Consider the following 22,737-nt stretch of genomic DNA (forward strand, 5'->3'; position numbering starts at 1 on the left):
CTCTTTAAAAATTATTTGTCATTAGTGATAATTTCAGCATCTTCATCTTCTCGATGTTCAACTTTTTCTTCAGGTTCGGGTTTATGAGTAGATGAATCATCTCCATCGGCAACAATATATTCATTACTTTTTCTTTTCGGTCTTCCTTTTTTTGATGAACCCTTTTCTCCACTCTCAGCAATTATATATTCAGAACTGTTCTCCATAGAGGGCTTTTTTTTGTGGTTTTTCTCTCCACTTTCAGCAATTATATATTCGGGTTCTACAGAAACGTTGTTTTCACTTTCACCTTGTTGCTCTTGAAGTTGTATAGTATCGATTTCCTGTATTTGTGTATAACTACCAGAAGCATTTTCATCAACGTTCTGGTCATTTTTTCCTGTAAATTTTTTTGTATATTCTGATATTTTTGACCCTGATGTATCGCCTGAAAAGTTTGCATAGCCGCTATCAATATTGTTAGAATCAAGGGATTTTGTATTTGAAGAATTACCAGATTTATATCCATTTGAGGTTGATGTTTGGGATTGATTTTCGAGGTTTTTAAGAATTGATTTTTGGTCCAGCAATTCTTCCATCATGCCTTCAAGTGTTTTTCCAAGTTCCTTGACCTTATCTTCAAGATTGCCCACACGTTTTTCCATTTCTTCTACATCTTCTGTTGAGCCGTTATTTTCAAGGTTGTTAATATCAAGTTCCTGATGAATTTCCTCGATGATTGAATCTTTGAGTGAATCTTTTATTTTTTTGATTTCCTGCTCTTTTTCAGCGACCTGTTTTTCAAGTCTTTCAATAACAAAATCCCTGTTTTCATTGCCCATATTTTATGTTACCTCGTAAATTCATTCATCCCTCAAATTTTATATATTTAATCTTATAAGATTTTTATGTACGTAGAGATGTGATATAAGTTGTGGTTGTTTTTATTTTGCAGATATCATGGATGTATTTGTAACAGAGTCTTTTTCCACTTGATATACATAATCAGCAGAATCGATTAAACTTTCGTCATGGGATACTATCAGAATCTGTCCTACTCCGGAATCCCTCATCATATCAATAAGTTTTATAAGCTGATGGATATGTCCTCTGTCAAGGAAAACAGTCGGCTCATCAAGTATTAGTGGGGGTAATTCTGAACTGCTGGAACTGTTGCTGACGCCATATGATAAAAGCCTGTATATAGCACATCTAAGAACCAGATTGAATATTGCTCGTTCTCCACCGCTTAATAGTTTGGGGTCGAGCGGGGTGCCGTCTTTTTCATAAATAGTGAAATTATAATCTGAATCGAGCCGTATATGTGAGTAAGCATTGTTGGAATACATGAAAGTGAATATTTCATTTATCAATGAATCCAGAGCTTTTATATTTTTTTCGCGGAGATTGGCACGGATACGCATATACATATTTTCAAGAGATTCAGCATCTTCATAGACACTATTAAGATAATTCTTCTTATTCTCCAGATATTGTAAATCTTTGTGCAGGTTGTTCAGGCGGTTAATTTCGTTTTCCAGTCGACCGGCTTCTTTGAGGACGCTGTCTTTATCCTGGTATAATTTATCAATTTCGTTTGTAATGTTTTGATGGGCGCTTTCATATTGTTTGAGTGTTTTTCTCAAAACATCTATGTCAACATCACCCATTTTATCTTTTATTTCTTTTAACCGCTCTCTGCGTTCTGTAATTTGGCTGTCAAGTAGAGATGTATTATCTTGATTGCTTTTTATCTTGTATTCCAGCTGGTTTATATCGCTCTGGATTTTTTCGTATTCGTTGAGGTTGTTTCGGATATTTTTAACAATATCAAGGCTATTTAGGACTTTCTGATGTTCTTTTTCTGCAGTCTCTTCTTTTTGTTTCAAGGTTGATATTTCTTTGTTAAGTTCATCGATTAATCTGTTGACTTCCTTTTTGCGGTTTTCAAGTTCATTGATACTTTCCTTTTCCTCTTCTATGTTGTTGTTATAATCTTCAATCTGTTTTTTTAGCGACTCGATTTTGTTCTGGATTATCTGTATCTCATTTTGGCTGTCGTTGATAGTTTTACTGTATTTTCTGGCGGTTTTTACTTTTTCCAGTCTTTCCTGTACACTTTTTAAATCTTCTCTGGTTTTTGATAGCTGTTCCTCGAGCGATTTTTTCTGTTTTCCATCCTCTGATGTAGATTCTTCTATGCTGGAATTTTTCAAATCCTGTCCGCAGGTAGGGCATTTACCCTTTTCGAGCAATTTTTTATGTTCATTTAAACGTTTGTCCACTTCTGATATTGAGGTCTGGAGTTCACGTTCCTTGCCATGAAGGTCTTTTTGCTGGTCGTTTAAAAGCTCCATTGCGTCATCGATGTTGTCCAGTTTATCCTCGGTAAATCCAAGAGATTTTGCGTTTTCAAGTGCAGTGTTTTTCTTGTTTTCCCATTCATTCATGGAAATTTCAAGATTTTCGATTTCTTTTTGAACCGATTCTATGGATTCTTTCTTTTTCTGGATATTTTTATGGCTTTCAGTAATCTGTTTATCGATATCTTTTAAGGTATCATTCTTGAGTTTCAGTTCATTTTCTTTGATAGCCCGGTTATTGGATACAGTATTCAGATTTTCTCTTACAACCCGTTCTTCTTCTTCCTTTTTATATACAGTGTTTTCAATGTCATCAATATTGAAATCGATTTGGTTTTCAAGTTCTGAATTTTTATCTTGAAGTTGTTTTAAATACTGGCGTTTTTTACTGATATCTGCTTTTATATCCTCGATGTCCTTATACAGCTGAGTTTTTTTGTTGTTGAAATCTTGGATTTTTTCGTTTATCGATTTCTTTTTCTCTTCCAGTTCTGAATAAGTAGTAATACTGTTATTAAGTTCATCGATTTTGGATTTGGCGCTATCTTTTTTCTGGTTTAGTTCATCGATTTTGGATTGTATATTTTTGGATTTTTCTCTGAGTTTGTTCAGGTTTTCATAGGGGTTTTCATTTTTAATCTTGTCAATTTCAGATTCTGTGTTTTTGATTCGATTATCTACATCTCTAAAATGCCGTTTTACACCTTTTTTAGCATTGCTGGCTCGTTCTCGATAATCTTCCAGTTTTCCAATTTGTAATAGGTCATCGATCATATTCTGGCGTTCTTTAGGGGTTGCATTAATGAGTATATCGATTTCACCCTGCCTTATGTACACACAATTTCTGTACGCTTCTTCATCCATGTTGAGTAATTTGCAAACAGCATCATAAGTCTGGGTAGCTTGGTCTACCACTATATTACCATTGGATTTAAATATGGATTTAGAATTGTAAGCCCTATCATTTTTAGTATCGTATCTGAAACCCTGCTCGATTATGTATTCATTTTCATTTTGTTCCAGTTCCAGATATATACTGGCTTTTGAAGCACCCTTGCGTATCATATCTGCCAGAACATATTCTTTTGAAAGTGTCCTGCTCCCAAAAAGCCCGGTAAAAAAAGCCTCAAGTAGACTGGATTTTCCACTCCCGTTAGCACCGGATACTACGGATACACCATTATTGAATGAAAGGTCGAGATTTTCATAACTTCTAATGTTTTCGACATATAAACGTTTGAGTTTCATAGATAATCTCCAAGATTGTGCTGTTTGGGTGCGGATTTTTTATGTGTTGCTTTTTTCTTTTGATGTTGTTTATTATCTGTTCTGTCTTCCACCCAGTTATAACCATAATTCTCTGGTACATTCTCAGGTTTGTTTTTTGTATTATCTTTTATTTTGTCTGCAGGTTGTTTTTTATTGTAGTTTTCAGATGATTCGATTGTTACTGATGTCTGTTCATTTTCAGATTCATTTTTTTTATCGGTTATTGTTCCTGTTTCTATAGGATTATCTTTATTATCTTGACAGTCTTTACTGTAATCCTTACTGGATTCATTTTGTTTCTGGGTTTCAGTATTAGGAGATGGAACAGGTTTTGTAAAATCTATGTCTTCAAGCAGCTTTTCCATCTCGTCATCAATTTTTGAATCTATGTTACTTTTAACAACTTTCATGTCCCGTACAATTTCATCTACCAGTAATCCGCCTTTAGTAAGGTTTATATGTTTGAGTTCTTCCCTGACAGCTTCGTCAGGGTCTGAAAATGAAACATCCATTGATACGTCATCCAGTTCATCGTTGCCGGTCCTCAAATCCCTTATTCTTGGGACAAGAGCACCCTGGTTTAACAGATAATCTTCTATTTCACTGTATGATATTGTGATGTTTGGGTCACCGGAAATTTCTACAATGGTAACACTATTTTCGATATTGTGTTCTTTAACAGTATTGAAAATATCATCATATGCATTATCTTTGTCTTTTATCGTAACAGGTATAAATTCAAAATCACGGGTAGGGAGATTACGTCTGCTGATATCTATGCCTGAATCGTTTATTGTAACAATATTGTAGGAGCGTGTTTCACGCTCTGATGAACTGGTACGTTCGGTACTTCCGCAGTATGTGACCCATGTATTATTGACGTCTATCTTTTCATGTTTATGATAATCACCAAGCAGAATGGCATGTACATCAAATGGAGTGTATTCAATCACCTCTTCACAATCCCATTCTCCAAAGGCGAATGGTTTCATGAGCTGATGCATTACAAGAAGGTTATATTGTGAATTATCGGAATAATTATTAAAAACAGAATAATCGAAGTAGGGAATTTTTGATTTTGGAACACTATCGATTCCAAAGATACTAACCTCATCTATTCTATAAGGTTCGTACTCGAGCCTTACGGCAATGCCCATTTTTTCAAAAAGGTCAAGCCATTGAGTGTGCTGTTTACTTTCATGGTTACCCACAATAGCCAGAAATGGGATATTTGATGATTTCAAATGTGAAATAATTCTCATAGTTTCCAGTATATCTTCAAGTGTTGGGTTTCTTGAATCAAAAAGATCTCCTGCATGTACAACAGCGTCAACCTGCATTTCAATAGCGTCGTTTATAACAGTGGAAAAAGCATCAAGAAAATCCTGTCGGCGAGATTCGCTCTGATATTGGCGGTAGCCTATATGTGTATCAGCAGTGTGGAGTAATTTTATTTCACGTCCCATGTTTGATTCTATAGGAATCTCAACACTTTTAAGGTTGATGTATTTTTTCCATTGTTTTACAATAAATTTTAAATGACGAACGTAATATTATCCAGATTTTGATTCCAGCAGACTTTTGTATCTTGGATACCAGTCTTCAAAATCCATAACGTAATTGACTCCACAGATTTTGTTTATATTCCTCTCGTCAAGGAGCTGTTTGAGATGATGCCCACCTTTTACAGTCCTTGTTTGAGGTCCAAACGGGTTAAATATCATTCTGTTGTTTCTAAAAAGAACATAATCACAGATAAATGCAACATCTTTAAAAAAATAGCATGTAAATCCCGGAGTATGCCCGTCAATATGAACGGCTTCTATCCCATCTTTTATAAAACTGGTTTGGAACGTATTGTCAAAACTAAATCCTCTGCATAATTTGAAATCAGAATCTGATTGATGAATAGATACTTTTGATGAAAAATATTTTCTGTATAGATTGGATGCACCAAGAAAATGGAAATGTGTGAATATGATTTCATCCATTGGTTTTATACTGGTGTCAAAACTTGACGGGCAGTCTATCTGGTAGGTTTTGTTGTCTTTATTAATCTGATATGAAGCGTGTTCGATACCCAGTTTTGGAACAGAACTTAACCTGGTAACAGAATCTATTACAGGTGTCTCTTGTACATCATAATCTCTTGAACATTTTTCTGCGGTTATGAATTTGTCTTTGGGAGCATTGCAGAAAGGACACCTTTCAGGTAAATATCCAACCATGTTGTAACTGCATACAGTACATACGTATTGATCTTTAAGGTTTATTGTCAATCACATCTCCTCTAATGGAAAAACAGTTTATTAATTGGTAAAGATTATAAAATGAAAAGGAAAACTGGAAATTAATCCTCTCTTTCCAACTGCTGTATTATATCGTTTACTGTTAGTTCACCTTTTGCAACTCTTTTTATCATTGGATATATAAATGAACAATCTTCCATAGCGTTCCAGCGTGCTTCCCCTACTCTTCTAACTACTTCATTAAGGATTTTTTCACATTCCTGACAGTATTTACTGTCACTTTCAACTCCGCAAATTTGGCAGTTCATACGACTCCTCCTTTAATAGGTTAGAGTGTACTAATATTTAAATAAATTGTGTTTAGTTGTTTACCCTACTAAGAATGTCGAAACTTGGCCAAGAACTTTGTATAATTTTATTCTAAATCTTTAAGCAAAAGAGCACATGAATCAAGAGTACCTGAGCCTACAAGAGTGGGTGTTATACCGTGATTTTCCATACTTTCTGCTGTTTTTGGTCCAATCGCCACTGTGATGATATCTTTGACGTCAGAATTTGTAAGTTTTGAAGCCAGAAAGGATTTTGTGCTTGTAAACACAACACCTCTAATTTTTTTATCCACTATGTAATCTTTCAATTCATTAGGGGTTTCTATGAGTTCATAACAGAACCCTTCAATAACAGTTGCTCCCATTGACTGCAGAGATTGTTTAAGCCCTGAATCAGGTGTATTTGCTCTGGAGATGCCGACAGTTTTGCCTGGTACCTTTTCACCAAGATGTGTTGTAAAATATTCAGAATAGTATGAATCTAGTACTTCTGTTTGGTATCCATACTGGTTTATCTTTTCTGCTGTTTTGGGACCCACACTGATTACTTTGGTTCTATCGGGAATTTCTGTAGTCCACTTGAAAAATTTGATAACACCAAGTGTACTTGTAAAAATGAGAAAATCTATACACCGCGATTCCAACTTTTTTATAAGAGTTTGCATAGATGATTTATCAGAAGGCTCACGTGATTGTATGGTGGGTATTAGAATTGCATCAAGTCCATACTTTTTGAAAAGATTGTATGTTCCATCATCTTTTTCATGTAAACGTGTTACAGCAACCTTCATAATTTCATAGGTCATTCTTCATCTTCAATAGGTAGCTTTTCATCAGGTTTAACTCCATAATATTCAGCTCTTGCTTGACCGAAAGGACACCCTTTATCTCCAAAAATTTTTAATTCCAGATTCTGTATGGTCTTACAGATTTTATTTCCTGATCTTGCACCTTTGCAGATGATGCAGTACTTTTCACAAAAAATAGGTGGATTTTTTTTATCAGCCAATATAAAACCTCCTTTTGATTAGCCCCACTTTTATAAAGATAATGAGTTACTATATTTTAATATTTGTCTTAATATTTCAAAAAATTTTTTGGAGCATTTTTTATATATAAAATTTTAACAGTTCATTTAGTCCATGTCGGTTCTTGAAACATTTTTTAATCGTGTGATGCCATCTATTTCATCGATAATGTCTGCTACAGCATCAGGTACAAGGTGTCTCCAGTCATTATCCTCAATCATCTTTTTCCGAATTCTTGTGCCTGAATATTGTTCTCTCTGGTACATGGGTGACTGTTTTACAGGTATTCCTGCCTCTTCAAACAGTTGTATTACCAGTGGATTGTTTGAATAGACCACATCAAATAAAGGAGTCCTTGAAAGTACATGAGATACCCATAATGAGTTTTGCTGGATGTCTTCGATAGGAAGAGCATAATTTGGAATTTTTTCCTTTTCAAGAGCATTACGAATCATCATCACTCTTTCACCGGCTGTGAAAGGATCAGATGGACTATGACTTTTCTGGGCACTACCTATTCCTATAACTACTTCATCGACTTCATCGGCGATTCGGTTGATAATAGAATTATGCCCCAGATGGTAGGGCTGGAATCGTCCGATATAAAATGCTCTTTTCCTGTGCATAGTTGAGATTTGTAAAATAAGTTATTTTATTCCACCTGCTTCAAATGAGAATTTTTCACAGGCTTCCAGATAATGTGGTTCATTTTTCTCGTGTTTCATATTGAGCAGTTTTTTGATAAGGTCCATTCCAGGTTCTGGGTTCTCCATCATCTCCAGGTCTTTGCTGGCTTTTTTGAAGTACTTTTCTCCTATATCGGTGCGTATAAGTACACTATTCCAGCCATCAGGGGCACCTACTGAACCTATGGATATGTCTGCATGGACTGCGGTATAGTCACAGCAGTTATGACACGGGTTTCTGGCGTATTCTGCTACAGTAGGGATTTTTACACTGTGTCCTTCACCGTCTTTTGTATATGCCCAGAATTTTCCTTTGGCAAAGTCCATTTTAACGACTTGTTCTATATCAAGCCCAAGAACCTTTGGTATTATATCATTTAACATGGTTTCATGATGGAAACTTTCCATACAGAACAATCCTATTATGACGGCGATTTTATCGTTTATGTTTTCAAATATCAGACGAGCACCATGAGCCTGACAGGGTACACCTACAACAGCAATCCTGTCATAGTCTTTAAATGGTTCTCTAAGGGCAGAAATTACTGAATCATAGGTATATTTTGTACCTGCGGTTTGATCTACCTGTGATGGTTCTGTCATTAACACCAGTTCGGTTTCCCAGTTTTCATTTCTGGTTATGCCTACAACACAATCAATTTCACCCTTGTCCAGCAGGGATTTTAATATAGCAGATGTGACTCCACCGTCCTGCCCAGGTATGCTACTTCTGGCTCCGAAGAACTGCTTGACATTGTACAGTTCATCTTCTACATATCCGTGAATCACCGGGCATACATTACCACAAGCGTAACAATCTTCACATACCGAAGGTGCAGCTCCTTTTTCATACAGTTCCAGATTATTCGGGTCACGTATCTGTGCTTTTTTATCAATTGTTATAGCCCCGACGGGGCATACGGCAGCGCATGCCCCACAGGCTGTACATACATCGTTTTCAATAACATCCAATATTTTTGGGTGCAATCATTTTCCTCCGATAATTTCCTTTCCTATGAGTTTAATGGCTTTCTCTTTTTTGGGACCGATTGGAGAGCCTACAACAATCTGTGTTACACCTGTATTGAACAATTCATCCACTCTCTGTTTGCAGTCTTCAGGTGTACCACATACTGAAAAAGCATTTACCATATCGTCGGTGACCATATCTCCCATCAATGATTTGAAATCACCTTTGGATATTGCGTCACTGATGTTTTTCTTGGCTTCTGGGTCGATACCATGGCGTTCAAGTACCACATCTGGTGAGCCTGCTACAATAAATGCAACAACTACTTTGGCTTCCTGTTTTGCTTTTTCAGCATCTTTATCAATCGAGAAGCATGTATAGGCTGCGATATCAATATCATTCATATCTCTACCAGCGTTTTCCGCGCCTTCTTTAATTTTGTCAAGAGCGACGTCGAAATCTCTTGGATGGGATCCATTAATCAGTATTCCATCTGCAACTTCTCCTGCGAGCTGTAGCATTTTTGGACCCTGGGCACCCAAGTATATGGGGATGTCTCCAGTCTTAAATGCCATTTTTGCTCCGCCGACTTTGACCATCTCTCCATCAAGAGATACATTTTCTCCTGCGAAATATCCTCTAAGGGCGGTTACAGATTCTTTGGTTGTTGTTAATGGTTTTTCCCATGATATACCCATTGAATCAAAGGTTGCTTTATCTCCAGGACCAATTCCAAGAATTGCTCTGCCGCCAGATATTTCGTTTATAGCACCTATACTTGATGCGGTGATTCCTATATTTCTGGTATATGGATTTGTAACACCAGTACCCAGTTTGATGCTGTTGGTATTATTGGCAAGTACTGCCAATGTAGTATATACATCGCGGTTGTTGAAGTGGTCTGTCACCCATACATTATCAAATCCGCTCTGTTCTGCTAATTTTGCATAATGAGCGATTTTAAGTACAGGGTCACTTGGTACAAATTCTATTCCGAATGTCAATTTAGCTCCTCCTATGTTAAAATATATCAATATTGAGGATATTATACATCTTTATATCTTTATTGGTTTTACTATTTTCCTATAATCTGTTTTCTAATTAATAAATACAACCCTTATTATAATACGTACTGTATATAAAAAGTCTTTTAGTAATTAAATCAATTATATATGAATGATATGGTTATAGTATACTTTATAAGTAAAAAATATAAGAATTGATAACATAAAATATAATCAATTATATTCATCATGGAGATTGTTATGGTAAAAAGAACCGAAACGATACACCTAAATTATGATAAAAACCTTAGCTGGTTGTGTCATATTTCCAAGAACTTATACAACCAGGCAAACTTCATAGTTAAGCAATCTCTAAATGATGAAGGTGATTGGATAAGATACGAAGAACTAAATAAACAGTTAAAAGGTACTGAAAATTATTCTATTTTACCCAAACAAACAGCACAACAGACACTAAAAATGATGGATAAAAACTGGAAATCTTTCTTCCAATCAATTAAAGACTGGAAGAAGAACCCAGAAAATTACTATTCAAAACCCAACCCACCAAAATATAAAAAGAAAAATGGCGAAAATATTCTCACTTTCACGAACCAACAGTGTGTTACTAAGTTTATCAATTACAATAACGTTCTAATATCGTCTATTTGTTATTAAATACTTTCAGTTCGTATAAATACGAACAAATCTGTTTTATCATTAGATTTTTATCTAATAATAATCAGGATAGAGGTTTATATAGAAATAAAACGATAACTGGTTTAAAGTTAATATATTATTGCTGTTTAGTACAGCCGGAATTTAATTTCTATTCATTTATATAAAAGTGTAAAATCGGTGAAACAATATGGCAGATATCAAACACTGGGCAGATGTTGCAGCAGATAAAGCAATGGAACACGGACAAAAACATCTTGTTGCAACTGGTATAACTCCTTCTGGTCACATACATATAGGCAACATGAGAGAAGTAGTAACCGCCGATGCAGTCTACAGAGCATTGCTTGATAGAGATCAAAATGCTGAACTCATCTATATCGCAGATACCTATGACCCATTAAGGAAGGTATATCCCTTCCTCCCTGACAGCTATTCAGAACACATAGGTAAACCACTATCAGAAATTCCCTGTCCGTGTGGAAACTGTGAAAATTACGTACAGCATTTTTTAACCCCTTTCCTTGAATCTCTTAGCAAGATGGGAATTCATCCAAAAGTGTACAAAGGGGATGAACTGTATAAAAGTGGCGCATATACTGATGCAATAAAAACTGCTCTTTTAAACAGGGATAAAATATCAAGAATCATAGAAGAAGAAACCGGAAAAGACCCTGATCCTGAATGGAGCCCGTTCAACCCTATATGCAACGTTTGTGGCAGGATAAACACCACCAAAGTAGTCGATTACGATATTGAAAACGAAACCGTTGATTTTGTCTGTTCCTATGGTCACTCTGGAACTGTTTCAATGACCGGTGGGGGTAAACTTAGCTGGCGTGTGGACTGGCCTGCAAGATGGCAAATACTTGGTGTCACGGTTGAACCCTTTGGAAAAGACCATGCTTCAAGAGGAGGCTCATATGATACCGGTGAACGGATAGCAAAAGAAATCTATGGATATGAACCCCCCTATCCTGTAGTTTATGAATGGATTATGCTCGGTAAACAGGGCGCCATGTCTTCATCAAGTGGTGTAGTAGTAACGATTTCAGATATGCTTAAAGTTGTACCTCCTGAAGTATTGAGATACCTGATAATCAAAACTAAACCGGAAAAACATATTTCATTCGACCCAGGCATGCCTTTGCTAACACTTGTTGATGAATTTGAACGTTTAAAATCCAGTGATGACATTGATGAAGCTAACAAAAAAGTACTTGAACTTTCACATGCTTCTGGTATCTGCCATACAGACATCCCATTCAAACACATGGTAACAGTATATCAAGTTGCTAGAGGCGATTTTGACCAGATAATTCAGATTTTAAAAAGAGCCGGATATGATACAGAGAATGAAAAATGTATACGTGAGCTTGTCAGCAATGTAGAAAACTGGCTTGAGATGTATGCACCGGATTTTGTTAAATTCAGTGTCAAAGAAAAATTACCCGAGAAAGCAGCAAACCTTTCAGATGAACAAAAAGCGTTTCTTGGTGCTCTTGCTGAAGTTATCGAAGAAAGCGGTTACCTAAGCGGTGAAGAATATCATAATATGGTTTATCAGGCAAAGGAGAGAGGTTCAAAAATACATACAAAAATGGCTGATATTCTCGGCATTAACCCAGATGAACTGGAACCTAATCCCAAAAACCTGTTTAAAGCCATCTACATTACAATACTTGGGCAAAAATCAGGTCCAAAAGCTGGTTGGTTCCTTTCTTCATTTGATAAGGATTTCCTTATTGAAAGATTCAAAGAGGCTTCAACATACAGTCCCTAATTTATGATTACCGAAATTGAAAAGAAAAACTTAAAATCCCTATATCTGGCATGGGAACAGGAATATTCCCATGTCAAATGGGGTGGTTCAAGGTCTATAGAGATGGTGAGTTCCAGAATTTCACCGGGACATAAGATACTGGATGCAGGGTGTGGAAACGGTCGACATCTTCACCCTCTGTCAAAAATTTATCATGTTACAGGGATTGATATATCTCCATCCGCACTCAAAAATTCAAAACTCCACCTTGAAAAAAACAATTGTTTTGCACATCACAGTGTTTCTACTGTAACCCATCTACCCTTTTCTAACAACATATTTGATGGTGTAGTTTCACTGGGTGTATTGCAGCATTTTTATGAACATGAAAGGGAATTGACAATATCCGAATTTTCCAGAGTCCTTACTTCTGGCGGTATTTTGGTTCTGGAAGTTTTCGGGGTGGATGATATGAGGAATGGTAAGGGTGATGATGTAGAAGAGGAGAATACATTCCTTCGAAACGGTGGAATCATCTATCACTATTTTACAGATAAAGAAATAGAATCAGTTCTGAAAAAATACAATTTCCAGATAACCGATATAACGAATATAAAAACCGAAAAAAGGTTTAATGGTGACACCTACACCAGACACCATATACGTGCAGTTGCACAAATGTTTTAAAACGCTATTCCAAGATAATTCAACAGGATTATTAGCAATGCTCCAAAGACACCGCCTATTGCACATATGAGGAATACAATCCAGGAATAGGCAATACCTAATCCAAAGACGATATTAGCACCAATAAGAACGACAAGTCCCATTACAGTATTTATGATGAGCTTTTTTACAGATTTTAGTAATATATACAATACTACTGCTGCTATTATTGCTATTACTATAACCGATAATTCTGGTGTTGGTATTATAGGCATACTTATCCCTTTCAAAAGAGGTATTAGGTTTATATAAAAATTACTGAGATGACAAATTTTCCTCTGATGTTATCGATGTTATTGAATTTTGTATTATTTTGTTCAGTTCATCAGTATTCAAATATTGAGCAACTATCAGTTTATCATAGGTATTTCCGAGAACCATGGAAGACACATTTGATCCTGATTTATACAGACAAATAACGGGCAAATTTTTGGATATTGCATAACAAATTTCATAACCAACACCTATAGACGGGACACTGACTTCAGCTATAAGAAGGTCACTTTTATCGATTAAACCAGCGTCCCTATTATAAACTTCCTGTTCACTCATTTCGGATTCGGTATCTTCCAGATTGGAATCCACCACATACCAGCTCATTACTCTAAACCCATTGTTGTACAAAAAATTGCAAATATGATTGTAGACAGGGAGCATATCCCGTCCTCCACGTATAGAACCTGAGAAGAATACCTTCATAATACACCTCTATAATAATGACCTGTTGTATGTCCTTTTAAAATATCTGTACACCCTGTATCAGATGTTGTACTATCATTTACTGCTTTTTTGTACGTTTTTGTCAGTTTATCAACATAAGAGGGTTTATACGTCCCTGCATTAATCCTTATACTGGAAACGTCCGATTTTAGGATGTCATCAATATTGTCAAGCATGCATATATCCCTTGAGTTGTAAATATGTGTCCTGCAGTTTTCATCCATCTCCAACGGGAAACTATATCCCTTTTCATCAACAATCTCATATTCTGCGTTCCTGCAGGGATATCCACAAGATTTTTTGTTGCCAAATATACCACCAATAAAACAGTATTCAGACACCATTACTTCCAATGGTCCATGGACAATACATTCTGCCTGCCCTTTAGATGAAACTGGTTTTATCTGGTCAATTGTAAATTCAGGAGATAACACAACTTTTTCAGCACCGCATTTGAACATGAAATCAAAGGATATTTTATTGAAAATATTCAGCGAAGCATTCACTATTACAGGCAAACCCATACTTTTTGCTACCCTTAAAACGCCAAGATTTGATACCAAGACTCCATCAAAATTATTACTTTTCGCACGGTCAAGCGCCTTTTTTATATCATCCATCTCATTATCAGTTGTTATTCTGGGAGTATTAAGATAAATCCTGCATCCAGAATTATGAGCAGTTTCCACCAGTTTTCCAAAATCATTGTTTATAACCTCAGAATTTTGGTATTTTAAATACTCGAAATAGATTAAATCAGCTCCACCTGAAACAGCAGATTCCAACTGTTTTGTTGATACCACATTCACTGCAATTTGTGGAGAGGAACTTCTGGGGGTTATAAAATCCGAGTTCAAATACATCCTGTAGGATTCATCCCCCTGTTTTTGGGAACGTCTCCATTTTTCTGTTCGCTTTTTTTTAAGTCGAGTTATAGCCTTGTTTTTTATACTGTTTAGCTGGCTGATTGGTATGAATATTTTATTGTCTGAATGGATGGTTATTTCTGAAGGGTCAAATGCGGTATTTCTCATCTTTGAAATCTGTTTTTCAACCTGTTTTTTTGAGGTTGGTTTACTTAATGCGTTTTCGACCACATAATCAGAAACTACTGAAACATTATTTGTTCCATCACTTATCTGGAGTTCCAGATTTGAACCAGAGAAAGCTTTTAAAATTATAGAAACCGGTATCTTTCTATTAGGGATAGAAGAAGTAAAGGTATTCTCAAGGGTTTCATTGAGATGTTTATCAAAGGTTTTGTAAACCCTGCTCCTTGGTTTTACTCTGTGTTTAAAGGGTATTTCTACTATAGAACCTGAATCTGCACTATTGATTTTCTTTCCTTTTTTATATATACCGGTTACAGTATCTCCTGTATCTTTTTCCCCTTCTATTCCTATTCCATCACCGATGTTTAATGTGTCTGAAAGTTTTATCTGCAAGGTTTTATGTTTGCGATTATATACAATCACATCACCTACCGGAAGTCCCCGATTGTATGGACGAATAGGGTTGATGAGATTTACAGTTTTGTTAAGAAGATAAGCTGTTGTAAAATCCCTGTTAAAAAGCTGTCCAAGTTGTTTTAATTCATCATCGGAAACGTAATAACCTGATGGGTTATCTATATATCGGTCTATCAATTTTCTGTATATGGACACCACACCTGCCACATATTCAGGACGTTTCATACGTCCTTCTATCTTGAACGCATCTACTTCGGTGTTGATAAGTTCAGGCAGTATTTTTGCGGTGTTTAAATCCTTCGGGCTTAGAAGATATTTCCCACTGGTTTCAACTTTTTTCCCATTTTTACACAGATTGTATTCTTTACGGCACGGCTGGGCACAAAATCCCCGATTACCACTGCGACCGCCTATCATACTGCTAAAAAGACACTGTCCAGAATAGGATATACATAAAGCTCCGTGAACAAAGGTTTCTATACCTATACCTGTGTTTTTTTTAATGTATTCTAATTCTTCAAGACTGTGTTCTCTTGCCAGTATAACTCTCCCTACACCCATATCTTCAAGAAAACGAACTGATTCAAGGTTGTGTACTGTCATCTGGGTGCTTGCATGCACTGGAAGTTCAGGGACAAGATTTCTTGCAAGTGTAATTAAACCCAAATCCTGCAATATCACTGCATCTGCTCCTATATCATGAAGATAATATAAAAGGTTGACAGCATCTTCAAGTTCACTATCTTTTACAAGCACATTGAATGTAACATATACCCTTACACCTTTTAAATGGGCGTAATCAACCGCTTCTACAAGTTCATCCAGTGAGAAATTATTTGCATAACCTCTGGCACTGAAGTTTTTCATCCCCAGATATACTGCATTTGCTCCATTTTCCACTGCTGCTGTAAGAGAGGTCATATCACCTGCTGGTGCCGTCAATTCAGGTTTTTTCAACATATTAACACCAATAAAACAGGAGGTTTTTATATAAAATATCGGTTGTCTGGTTGAACTCTATTATCGTTTTATCAGATAAAGCCTTATTATATACAGACTGATTCCAAGAACAACCAGATTAAAAATAGCCTTAAACACCGGAATATATCTGGTTTTAAACCACATCCCGATTATATCATCTATTAAGAAATAAGTCTGGAAGAGTGCCAGAACCATAAATCCCATTGCAAGGGCAAATACACCTTTTTTAAAGTAATCTTCCATTACTACGGTTCTGGACTGCGAATTATTAGTTGTGTCTGTATTGTTCAATTCAACTTCCTCTTCAGGATTAATACCATTGCAAAGATAGCAGCTATACCCGGAAGGACTTTGAATCCTGATGTCTCTCCTTCTTCTGGTTCCGTTCTTGATCGAGTATCACTTACAAAGTCACTGGTCTCAATATCTTTTGTTTCAGTACGGGTATCCTTGTCTATTTCTTTTTCGGGTTCAAGCTGTACATAATCCACACCTCTGTTGACTATGGTATTATTGCTCCATAGCAATATTTCAACACGATAGTTGTAATTATCCGGTACTTCAAGGTCGATGCTTTTTATTACAGTATTTTCAGGTTGGATAAAAGCTGTACTTGTCCATTCTTTATCGGCTATCAAACCGGAATCAACCTGTCGTGCCTTTACAAGTATGCGATAATTACTGCTTGTACTGCGACCTTCATTTGTAAGGTAGATATCATTCTGGATTAATGCTCTACCATCTTCAACTCTTTTAACTATGAAATCAATTTCACCAATTTCGATTCCGGTTTTTAAAACGTCAGCCTGTAAATTTTCCAGATTATGTATTTTTATTTGACCGGTGCTTTCTTGTTTATCATTTTCAAAAACAGTGGCTGTTATTCTGTAATCACCTTTTTTTGGAAGCTCCATCGACTGTATTACACGATGAGTCTTCCCACTTTCCACAACACCAATATCTTTTAGCTTTTCTGTTTCCAATAAACCGGTGTTTTCATTATATGCTTTCAACAGAAGTGATGTGTTATTATCAGAATTTGCACCGTGATTTTCGATATAGGTAGTCACATTAATATCAACATAGGATATCTGCACTTCATCTGCAGAAATATCCATGTTTGTTACTCTCAAACGGCTTGGTTCTGCTGTTTCCTCAACACAACCACTAAATGCTATGAAAATAACTACAGCCACAATTGCTGCGATTATTCTGTAAGAATTTAAAGTTCCCCCCATAAATCGCTACCCTTAGAAAATAAATTCCCAGGGTATTTATAAGTTTTTAATTCGATTCTTGATAATAAAAAAGGGTTTAAATACGGATGGGGAGGTCATGGTTTTTTAAATATTCCTTTACACCAGGTACTGTATACTCACCGAAATGGAATATACTTGCAGCAAGCGCCGCATCCGCTTTTCCACTGGTGAACCCTTCATACATGTGTTGAGGGTTACCTGCACCCCCTGAAGCTATTATAGGTACTTCAACAGATTCAGAAACCGCCCTTGTTACAGGTACATCGAATCCATCATATGTGCCGTCTCTGTCCATACTTGTGAGCATTATCTCACCTGAACCAAGTTCTACAACCTTCTTTGCCCATTGAACAGCATCTATACCTGTGGGTTTACGACCTCCATATATAACTACTTCATACCATGCAGGCGTTCCATCTTCAAGGGTCAGAATTGTCTTGTCAGAATTATCTGCTACATTAGTATTACGTTTACAATCGATTGCAGTTACTATACACTGTGAACCGAAAATGTCAGACGTTTCTTTAATAAGATTTGGATTCTTTACAGCCGATGTATTTATTGATACTTTGTCCGCTCCTGCACGAAGAATCTGTCGTACATCTTCTACTGAACCAACACCACCACCTACTGTAAGAGGTATAAAGACTTCATCTGCTGTCCTTTCAATGACATCTATCATGGTGGTTCTGCCTTCATGGGACGCTGTGATATCCAGAAATACTATTTCATCCGCACCCTGTTCATTATAAAGTTTTGCAAATTCTACAGGGTCACCTGCATGTCGGAGGTTAAAAAATTCTACCCCTTTTACAACAGTTCCTCCTTCGCTATCAAGGGTTACGTCAAGACAAGGAATTATTCTTTTTGTAAGCATGGATGAATGTTTATGAATATATCCCTATATTAATAGGTAATGCTAGACAATATTTAGACAAGGAGTACCGCAATAACTCCTGCAAGAAAAATACCATCAAATGTTCCTGCTCCCCCTATACTGGCTACAGGGGCTCCAATGTCTCTGATTTTATCCAGATTGAATATATCCGCCCCTATAAGAGTGCCCAGTGTTCCTCCTGTGTAGGCTATAACAAAGATGAGGTCATGTGGTACTGAAAATACTGATACGATTAGTATAGCGCTCAGAGCAGCGGCAATCGGTGAAACCAGAACTGGTGTTACAATTCCAACCCCTTTGACAGGTTTTGATATTGAATAAGTCACAACCGAAACGAGTAAAATTCCAGCAATCGAATAAAAAAATGCCCCAGGGAATTTCAACAGTAAATACAGGGATACAAGTCCGGGTATAACTGCACCACCCAGATTGACTGCAATAGTTGTCTGTTTTTGAACTGCTTTTTTGAAAGGAAGTTTATAAACCATACCCATAAAACGTACAGATTCTCTTTCTACAACTGGCTTACTGGATTTGAGTTTTTTAACCGGTATGTTAACATGGCTACCAAAAAGGGATAAAATCAGTAGCAAAAAAGCATCATACCAAGCAAAACCAATTTTTGTAAAGGCGGTACTTACAAGGCTGAAAAAAAGAATCCCTACAATAACTGATAAAACAATTAGCAGTAGAAACATGAAAACAATACTGAAAGGATTGTAAAATACACGTGAAACCATTGTTAACTCCTTTCAGATTCGAGTATAATTTTAAAAGGTGTCAAGGGATTCTATATCCTGCAGACTATCTTTGTCTATAGCAACCGATTCAAATATATCTTCTTTAACATATATTGATGCCTCGGACCTGAGAGCAAGTGCGATACAATCGCTGGGCCTTGCATCTATGTCCATTGAAAGCCCGTCTCTGTTAATCACCAGTCTGGCATAATAGGTATTTTCAATTTTATCATCAATAAATATGTTTACAACATCCGTTTCAAGCCTATCGAGGATAGATATCATAAGGTCATGGGTCATCGGTCTTGGCATGGTTTCCTGATTTAATACCATGTTAATTGATAACGCTTCGGGATGACCTATATAAATAGGCATGATGCGCCCTGTGCTGTCTTCAAGCAAAACTGTTGGTGCACCAAACCCCTCTCTGACCCTGACAACATACACTCCCTTTACACTGACTTGTAGCATATCATCCTCAGTCATACATAATAATAATCATGCCTGTTATTAATATCTTATTGAACTACACCACGCTTACGCATGGAGATTTCTACGAGTGTTTATTTCATCCATTGGATGTATTTTATAAACATCGAATGTCAATAAACCTGTTTGTCGTAGATTATAGGCGAATCGCCTGTAGCCTGTCCAAATGGCATTCTGTGATAGGTAACGGACCATGATATTTATTGCACTGTTTCTATCTCTATCGATCTCATTACCACAATCACATGATAGGTTACGTTTGTAGAGAGGCATATCGTGTACCTTACCGCAAACGTAACAGATTTTTGAAGTGTAACTTTCATCAATTTTTGTTAATTGTTTACCTAAAAATTCTGATTTGTAGGTCAAAAATTCGATGAAACGTGATATGTATCCGTTGTTCTGTGTGGAACGGTTCAAGGATTTCTGTCGGGATTTTGGTAGCTTTTTGGAGTTTATCATGTCCTTGACATCTAGATCTCCCACAATTATAGTGTTTGATCTGGTATTCTCGACCATTTTCCTGGATAATTTGTGCTGCCAATCTTTAATCTGATTATTTTTCTTTTTAGTCATCACTCGTATCGCATCATTTATCCTGAACCATCTGCGGCTGTATTTTTTGCAGTGGTCTCTCCTTGATTTTGCATGGTTTATCTTTTTGTCCCAATATTTGTCAAACCGTGGGTTTGTGATTTCAAGGATTTTTCCATCAGTGTTTACAGCAGTGATGGTTTTTGTAATACCTAGATCAATTGCTTGATATTTTTCATTGTCTTTGTAATTCGTTTGCGGAAATGTTTCATAAACTACCGATACGAAGAAGTCACCTTTGCCTTTGTATGGCTCGGAATTGAAGATTTCGGCGTGTTTTAAATTATAATTTTCGAGTTGTTGTGGAATATTAAAAGAAAGAGATGTCTTATTATATCTATGGCTGAATGTTATTTTTCCATTTTCTATTTTGAATCCACTCTGGTTATATAGAATAGTTAAAAAATACACACTTTTCTTGAATCTGGGTGGTTTTGCATTCTTATCACCATTTTTTCTTAATCAAAAAAATGATTTGTAGTTTGCATCCAATTTTTGCAGTACACCCTGAAAGGTCTTGGAATAAAGTGAATATAGAGATGGATATTGTTCTTTTAATATCGCAAGATTGTCCTGTTGATGGCTATATTTTATATTCTTACGTTCACGCTTCCATACTTCTTTCCTTTCAGACAACGATAATTTGTAAATCAAGGTGTATTGTTTTGGTAGGTTCCAGAGTACATCCAATTGTTCATTGGTCGGTTTTATCTTATATTTCTTTGTCAGAAGCACTTTTTACACCTTGATTATCTATATAGCTTTTAAGAACATCTAGCGTAACCTGACCTGTTGTTGCCAGAAAGTAAGACCTTGACCAGAAGGCATCTTTACCTAATATCTCTTTTACTTCTGGGTAGTTCCTGCGTATTTCTCTTGATGTTAAGCTTTTTATTGAATTGATATATTTTGGAATATCGAGTGATGGATTAGATTTGAAAATCATATGGAAATGGTCTTCATCACATTCGATGTTCAAAACATCAACATCAAAGGTTTGGATGATTTCATTTATTTTTCTTTTCAGTAAGTCTATAACATCTGGGTTTTTCAAAGCGTTCCTTCTGCATTTTACACATTGTACAAAATGATAATTTAGTGAATATACAGAATGACTACTTTTATCTAAATTATAGTTCATAGTTACATAATATTTAACATAACTGTAACTATAAAAAATTGTTTTGTGATTAATTATGTGACAATATCTATAGAAGTCTTTTAATCCCCTACCTTTTGGAAGGGGACTTCACGACTTCATGTTAAAACCGTATTTCCCGGTGAGTGGTACAAACATTACACCACCTTCTTCATTTTTACTGATAGAGCCGTCAAGCTCCTTTTTTATCTGATAGAGGTCCTGGAAATAGAAACCCACCGGTATAACCAGTATCCCTTCAGGCTTTAATTGATTCAATAAACTGTCAGGAACATCTGGTGCTCCTGCTGTTACAAGTATCCGGTCATAGGGTGCATATTCCGGATATCCTTCAGAGCCGTCACCATGGATTACCGTCACATTACTGTATCCTGCATTTTTAAGATTGTTTCTGGAAAAATTAACTAGTTCCTCGGTGCACTCTATCGAATATACATGTCCTGATTCACCTACAAGTTCTGATATTACAGCTGCATGGTAACCAGAACCAGTTCCCACTTCAAGAACAACATGCCCCTCATTTAAATCAAGTAAATCACACATCATTGCTACCATATGAGGAGCAGAAATCGTTTGATTTTGCCCTATCATTATAGGGGCATCCACATAAGCATCTATTAGTGAATCTGATGGAACAAAAAAGTGTCTCGGGACACGATACATAGCATCCAGTATTTCCTGGCTCAGACCTTGATATTTAAGAGAGTCTATAAGCCTTAACCTTTCCTCTTTATACTCCATGCAGTTCTACCCCGATGTTTTTCTCTAAAAATTTCCTGTGCGAAAAGACGTTTAATGTATTTTGCTTCCACAACATCTCCATCTTTAATCCTGAATCCATTGTTTCTGATTTTTATTCTTGTTATTACAAAGGAAATATCATCGAAATTGTATTTTTCACCCACAACAAATTCATAACCACCTGATACTCTTTTGGTTATAGAATATGTTTTCTGGTCGGAATGAAGTGCAATTTTTACATCGACTTCATCTATAGCCCTTCCCCAAACTGAGTCAATATAATCTACCTCTGCTGAATCCACACGTTTTCCTTGTGACTCAATAGAAGTTACAATTATAGGATACACTTCTTCTGAAACCCCATCATCAACCACTATTTCATCATCTACTTCTACCAGTTCACCTTTATACATCAGGCTTGTATGAGTAAAAGTTTTTTCGCCTTTACTTATTACCGTTTTTATATAAACGGGTTTTTCCTTTTCGATTCTTGGTGAATGTATCTCTTCGCATTCCTTGCATTTTACAAGGATATTCTGACCGGATTTTAAAACTTCATGTAAAACAGGTATATCTGGTGAACATGATGGACATTCAACTTCAATTTCATCATTCATAATATAACTCTCCTTTATCCAGACCTA

General features: G+C 36.2%; 24 protein-coding genes and 2 pseudogenes. 3 read left to right on the plus strand and 23 right to left on the minus strand.

Annotated features, from left to right (window positions below):
- Positions 1–11: 11 nt before the first annotated feature.
- The 10 genes from QZ276_RS02570 to mer form a co-directional block, all read right to left on the minus strand.
- Positions 12–821 (minus strand): hypothetical protein, encoded by an 810-nt coding sequence (locus QZ276_RS02570; RefSeq protein ID WP_292484998.1) that lies wholly within the window; start codon positions 819–821, stop codon positions 12–14.
- A 102-nt stretch (positions 822–923) separates the two neighbouring features.
- Positions 924–3,590 (minus strand): AAA family ATPase, encoded by a 2,667-nt coding sequence (locus QZ276_RS02575; protein ID WP_292485000.1) that lies wholly within the window; start codon positions 3,588–3,590, stop codon positions 924–926.
- Complete coding sequence (locus QZ276_RS02580) at positions 3,587–5,077, minus strand: exonuclease SbcCD subunit D (RefSeq protein WP_292485001.1); 1,491 nt, start codon at positions 5,075–5,077, stop codon at positions 3,587–3,589. Before QZ276_RS02580 ends, QZ276_RS02575 begins: the two co-directional genes overlap by 4 nt.
- An 87-nt stretch (positions 5,078–5,164) precedes the next feature.
- The gene (locus QZ276_RS02585) at positions 5,165–5,890 is read right to left on the minus strand and encodes a rubredoxin-like domain-containing protein (RefSeq protein WP_292485003.1); all 726 of its coding nucleotides are present in this window, start codon (positions 5,888–5,890) and stop codon (positions 5,165–5,167) included.
- A 71-nt stretch (positions 5,891–5,961) separates the two neighbouring features.
- Positions 5,962–6,168 carry a hypothetical protein gene (locus QZ276_RS02590; protein WP_292485006.1) on the minus strand — a complete coding sequence of 69 codons (207 nt, stop codon included), beginning with the start codon at positions 6,166–6,168 and terminating at the stop codon, positions 5,962–5,964.
- Positions 6,169–6,275: 107 nt separating this feature from the next.
- The gene (locus QZ276_RS02595) at positions 6,276–6,995 is read right to left on the minus strand and encodes a uroporphyrinogen-III synthase (protein ID WP_292485008.1); all 720 of its coding nucleotides are present in this window, start codon (positions 6,993–6,995) and stop codon (positions 6,276–6,278) included.
- On the minus strand, positions 6,992–7,198 hold the full coding sequence (locus QZ276_RS02600) for a hypothetical protein (RefSeq protein ID WP_292485010.1): 207 nt from the start codon (positions 7,196–7,198) through the stop codon (positions 6,992–6,994). Before QZ276_RS02600 ends, QZ276_RS02595 begins: the two co-directional genes overlap by 4 nt.
- Before the next feature lie 126 nt (positions 7,199–7,324).
- Positions 7,325–7,843, minus strand: a complete 519-nt coding sequence (locus QZ276_RS02605; protein WP_292485012.1) for a nicotinamide-nucleotide adenylyltransferase — start codon at positions 7,841–7,843, stop codon at positions 7,325–7,327.
- A 21-nt stretch (positions 7,844–7,864) separates the two neighbouring features.
- Positions 7,865–8,890 carry a F420H2 dehydrogenase subunit FpoF gene (gene fpoF, locus QZ276_RS02610; RefSeq protein ID WP_292485014.1) on the minus strand — a complete coding sequence of 342 codons (1,026 nt, stop codon included), beginning with the start codon at positions 8,888–8,890 and terminating at the stop codon, positions 7,865–7,867.
- Positions 8,891–9,877, minus strand: coding sequence for a 5,10-methylenetetrahydromethanopterin reductase (mer, locus tag QZ276_RS02615; RefSeq protein WP_013195531.1), 987 nt, complete (start codon positions 9,875–9,877; stop codon positions 8,891–8,893).
- Positions 9,878–10,138: 261 nt separating this feature from the next.
- Between mer and QZ276_RS02620 the strand changes: the two are divergent.
- The 3 genes and pseudogenes from QZ276_RS02620 to QZ276_RS02630 all read left to right on the plus strand — a co-directional run.
- Positions 10,139–10,501 (plus strand): annotated as a pseudogene (locus tag QZ276_RS02620) (RNA-guided endonuclease TnpB family protein); the annotation flags it as partial.
- 244 nt (positions 10,502–10,745) lie between these two features.
- Entirely contained in the window at positions 10,746–12,338 is a 1,593-nt protein-coding gene (gene lysS / locus QZ276_RS02625; protein WP_292485019.1) for a lysine--tRNA ligase, read from the plus strand.
- Positions 12,339–12,341: 3 nt separating this feature from the next.
- The gene (locus tag QZ276_RS02630) at positions 12,342–13,004 is read left to right on the plus strand and encodes a class I SAM-dependent methyltransferase (protein ID WP_292485021.1); all 663 of its coding nucleotides are present in this window, start codon (positions 12,342–12,344) and stop codon (positions 13,002–13,004) included.
- Here QZ276_RS02630 and QZ276_RS02635 read toward each other — a convergent pair.
- From QZ276_RS02635 to QZ276_RS02695, 13 genes and pseudogenes are all read right to left on the minus strand, one after another.
- Positions 13,001–13,258 (minus strand): pro-sigmaK processing inhibitor BofA family protein, encoded by a 258-nt coding sequence (locus tag QZ276_RS02635; protein WP_292485023.1) that lies wholly within the window; start codon positions 13,256–13,258, stop codon positions 13,001–13,003. The genes QZ276_RS02630 and QZ276_RS02635 overlap by 4 nt on opposite strands.
- Before the next feature lie 40 nt (positions 13,259–13,298).
- A complete protein-coding gene (locus QZ276_RS02640; RefSeq protein WP_292485024.1) occupies positions 13,299–13,742 on the minus strand; it encodes a nucleoside 2-deoxyribosyltransferase in 444 nt (147 codons plus the stop codon).
- Positions 13,739–16,192 (minus strand): DUF3656 domain-containing protein, encoded by a 2,454-nt coding sequence (locus tag QZ276_RS02645; RefSeq protein ID WP_292485027.1) that lies wholly within the window; start codon positions 16,190–16,192, stop codon positions 13,739–13,741. Before QZ276_RS02645 ends, QZ276_RS02640 begins: the two co-directional genes overlap by 4 nt.
- Positions 16,193–16,252: 60 nt before the next feature.
- Positions 16,253–16,504 (minus strand): hypothetical protein, encoded by a 252-nt coding sequence (locus tag QZ276_RS02650; protein WP_292485029.1) that lies wholly within the window; start codon positions 16,502–16,504, stop codon positions 16,253–16,255.
- Entirely contained in the window at positions 16,501–17,451 is a 951-nt protein-coding gene (locus QZ276_RS02655; RefSeq protein WP_292485031.1) for a hypothetical protein, read from the minus strand. The genes QZ276_RS02650 and QZ276_RS02655 overlap by 4 nt, the downstream gene beginning before the upstream one ends.
- A 76-nt stretch (positions 17,452–17,527) precedes the next feature.
- Positions 17,528–18,349, minus strand: coding sequence for an imidazole glycerol phosphate synthase subunit HisF (gene hisF / locus QZ276_RS02660; RefSeq protein WP_292485034.1), 822 nt, complete (start codon positions 18,347–18,349; stop codon positions 17,528–17,530).
- A 53-nt stretch (positions 18,350–18,402) separates the two neighbouring features.
- Positions 18,403–19,110 (minus strand): DUF1614 domain-containing protein, encoded by a 708-nt coding sequence (locus QZ276_RS02665; protein ID WP_292485036.1) that lies wholly within the window; start codon positions 19,108–19,110, stop codon positions 18,403–18,405.
- A gap of 30 nt (positions 19,111–19,140) precedes the next feature.
- Entirely contained in the window at positions 19,141–19,596 is a 456-nt protein-coding gene (locus QZ276_RS02670; protein WP_292485038.1) for a bifunctional nuclease family protein, read from the minus strand.
- 51 nt (positions 19,597–19,647) lie between these two features.
- Positions 19,648–20,628, minus strand: a pseudogene (locus QZ276_RS02675) (RNA-guided endonuclease InsQ/TnpB family protein); the annotation flags it as partial.
- A 27-nt stretch (positions 20,629–20,655) separates the two neighbouring features.
- A complete protein-coding gene (locus tag QZ276_RS02680) occupies positions 20,656–20,928 on the minus strand; it encodes a helix-turn-helix domain-containing protein (protein WP_292485040.1) in 273 nt (90 codons plus the stop codon).
- The gene (gene tnpA, locus QZ276_RS02685; protein ID WP_292485042.1) at positions 20,906–21,334 is read right to left on the minus strand and encodes an IS200/IS605 family transposase; all 429 of its coding nucleotides are present in this window, start codon (positions 21,332–21,334) and stop codon (positions 20,906–20,908) included. Before tnpA ends, QZ276_RS02680 begins: the two co-directional genes overlap by 23 nt.
- Before the next feature lie 108 nt (positions 21,335–21,442).
- Positions 21,443–22,093: a protein-L-isoaspartate O-methyltransferase gene (locus tag QZ276_RS02690; protein ID WP_292485044.1), complete on the minus strand. Its 651-nt coding sequence runs from the start codon at positions 22,091–22,093 to the stop codon at positions 21,443–21,445.
- Positions 22,069–22,710: an HVO_0476 family zinc finger protein gene (locus QZ276_RS02695; RefSeq protein ID WP_292485046.1), complete on the minus strand. Its 642-nt coding sequence runs from the start codon at positions 22,708–22,710 to the stop codon at positions 22,069–22,071. The genes QZ276_RS02690 and QZ276_RS02695 overlap by 25 nt, the downstream gene beginning before the upstream one ends.
- Positions 22,711–22,737: the final 27 nt, after the last annotated feature.

This window comes from Methanohalobium sp., from assembly GCF_018609725.1.
Classification (GTDB): Archaea; Halobacteriota; Methanosarcinia; order Methanosarcinales; family Methanosarcinaceae; genus Methanohalobium.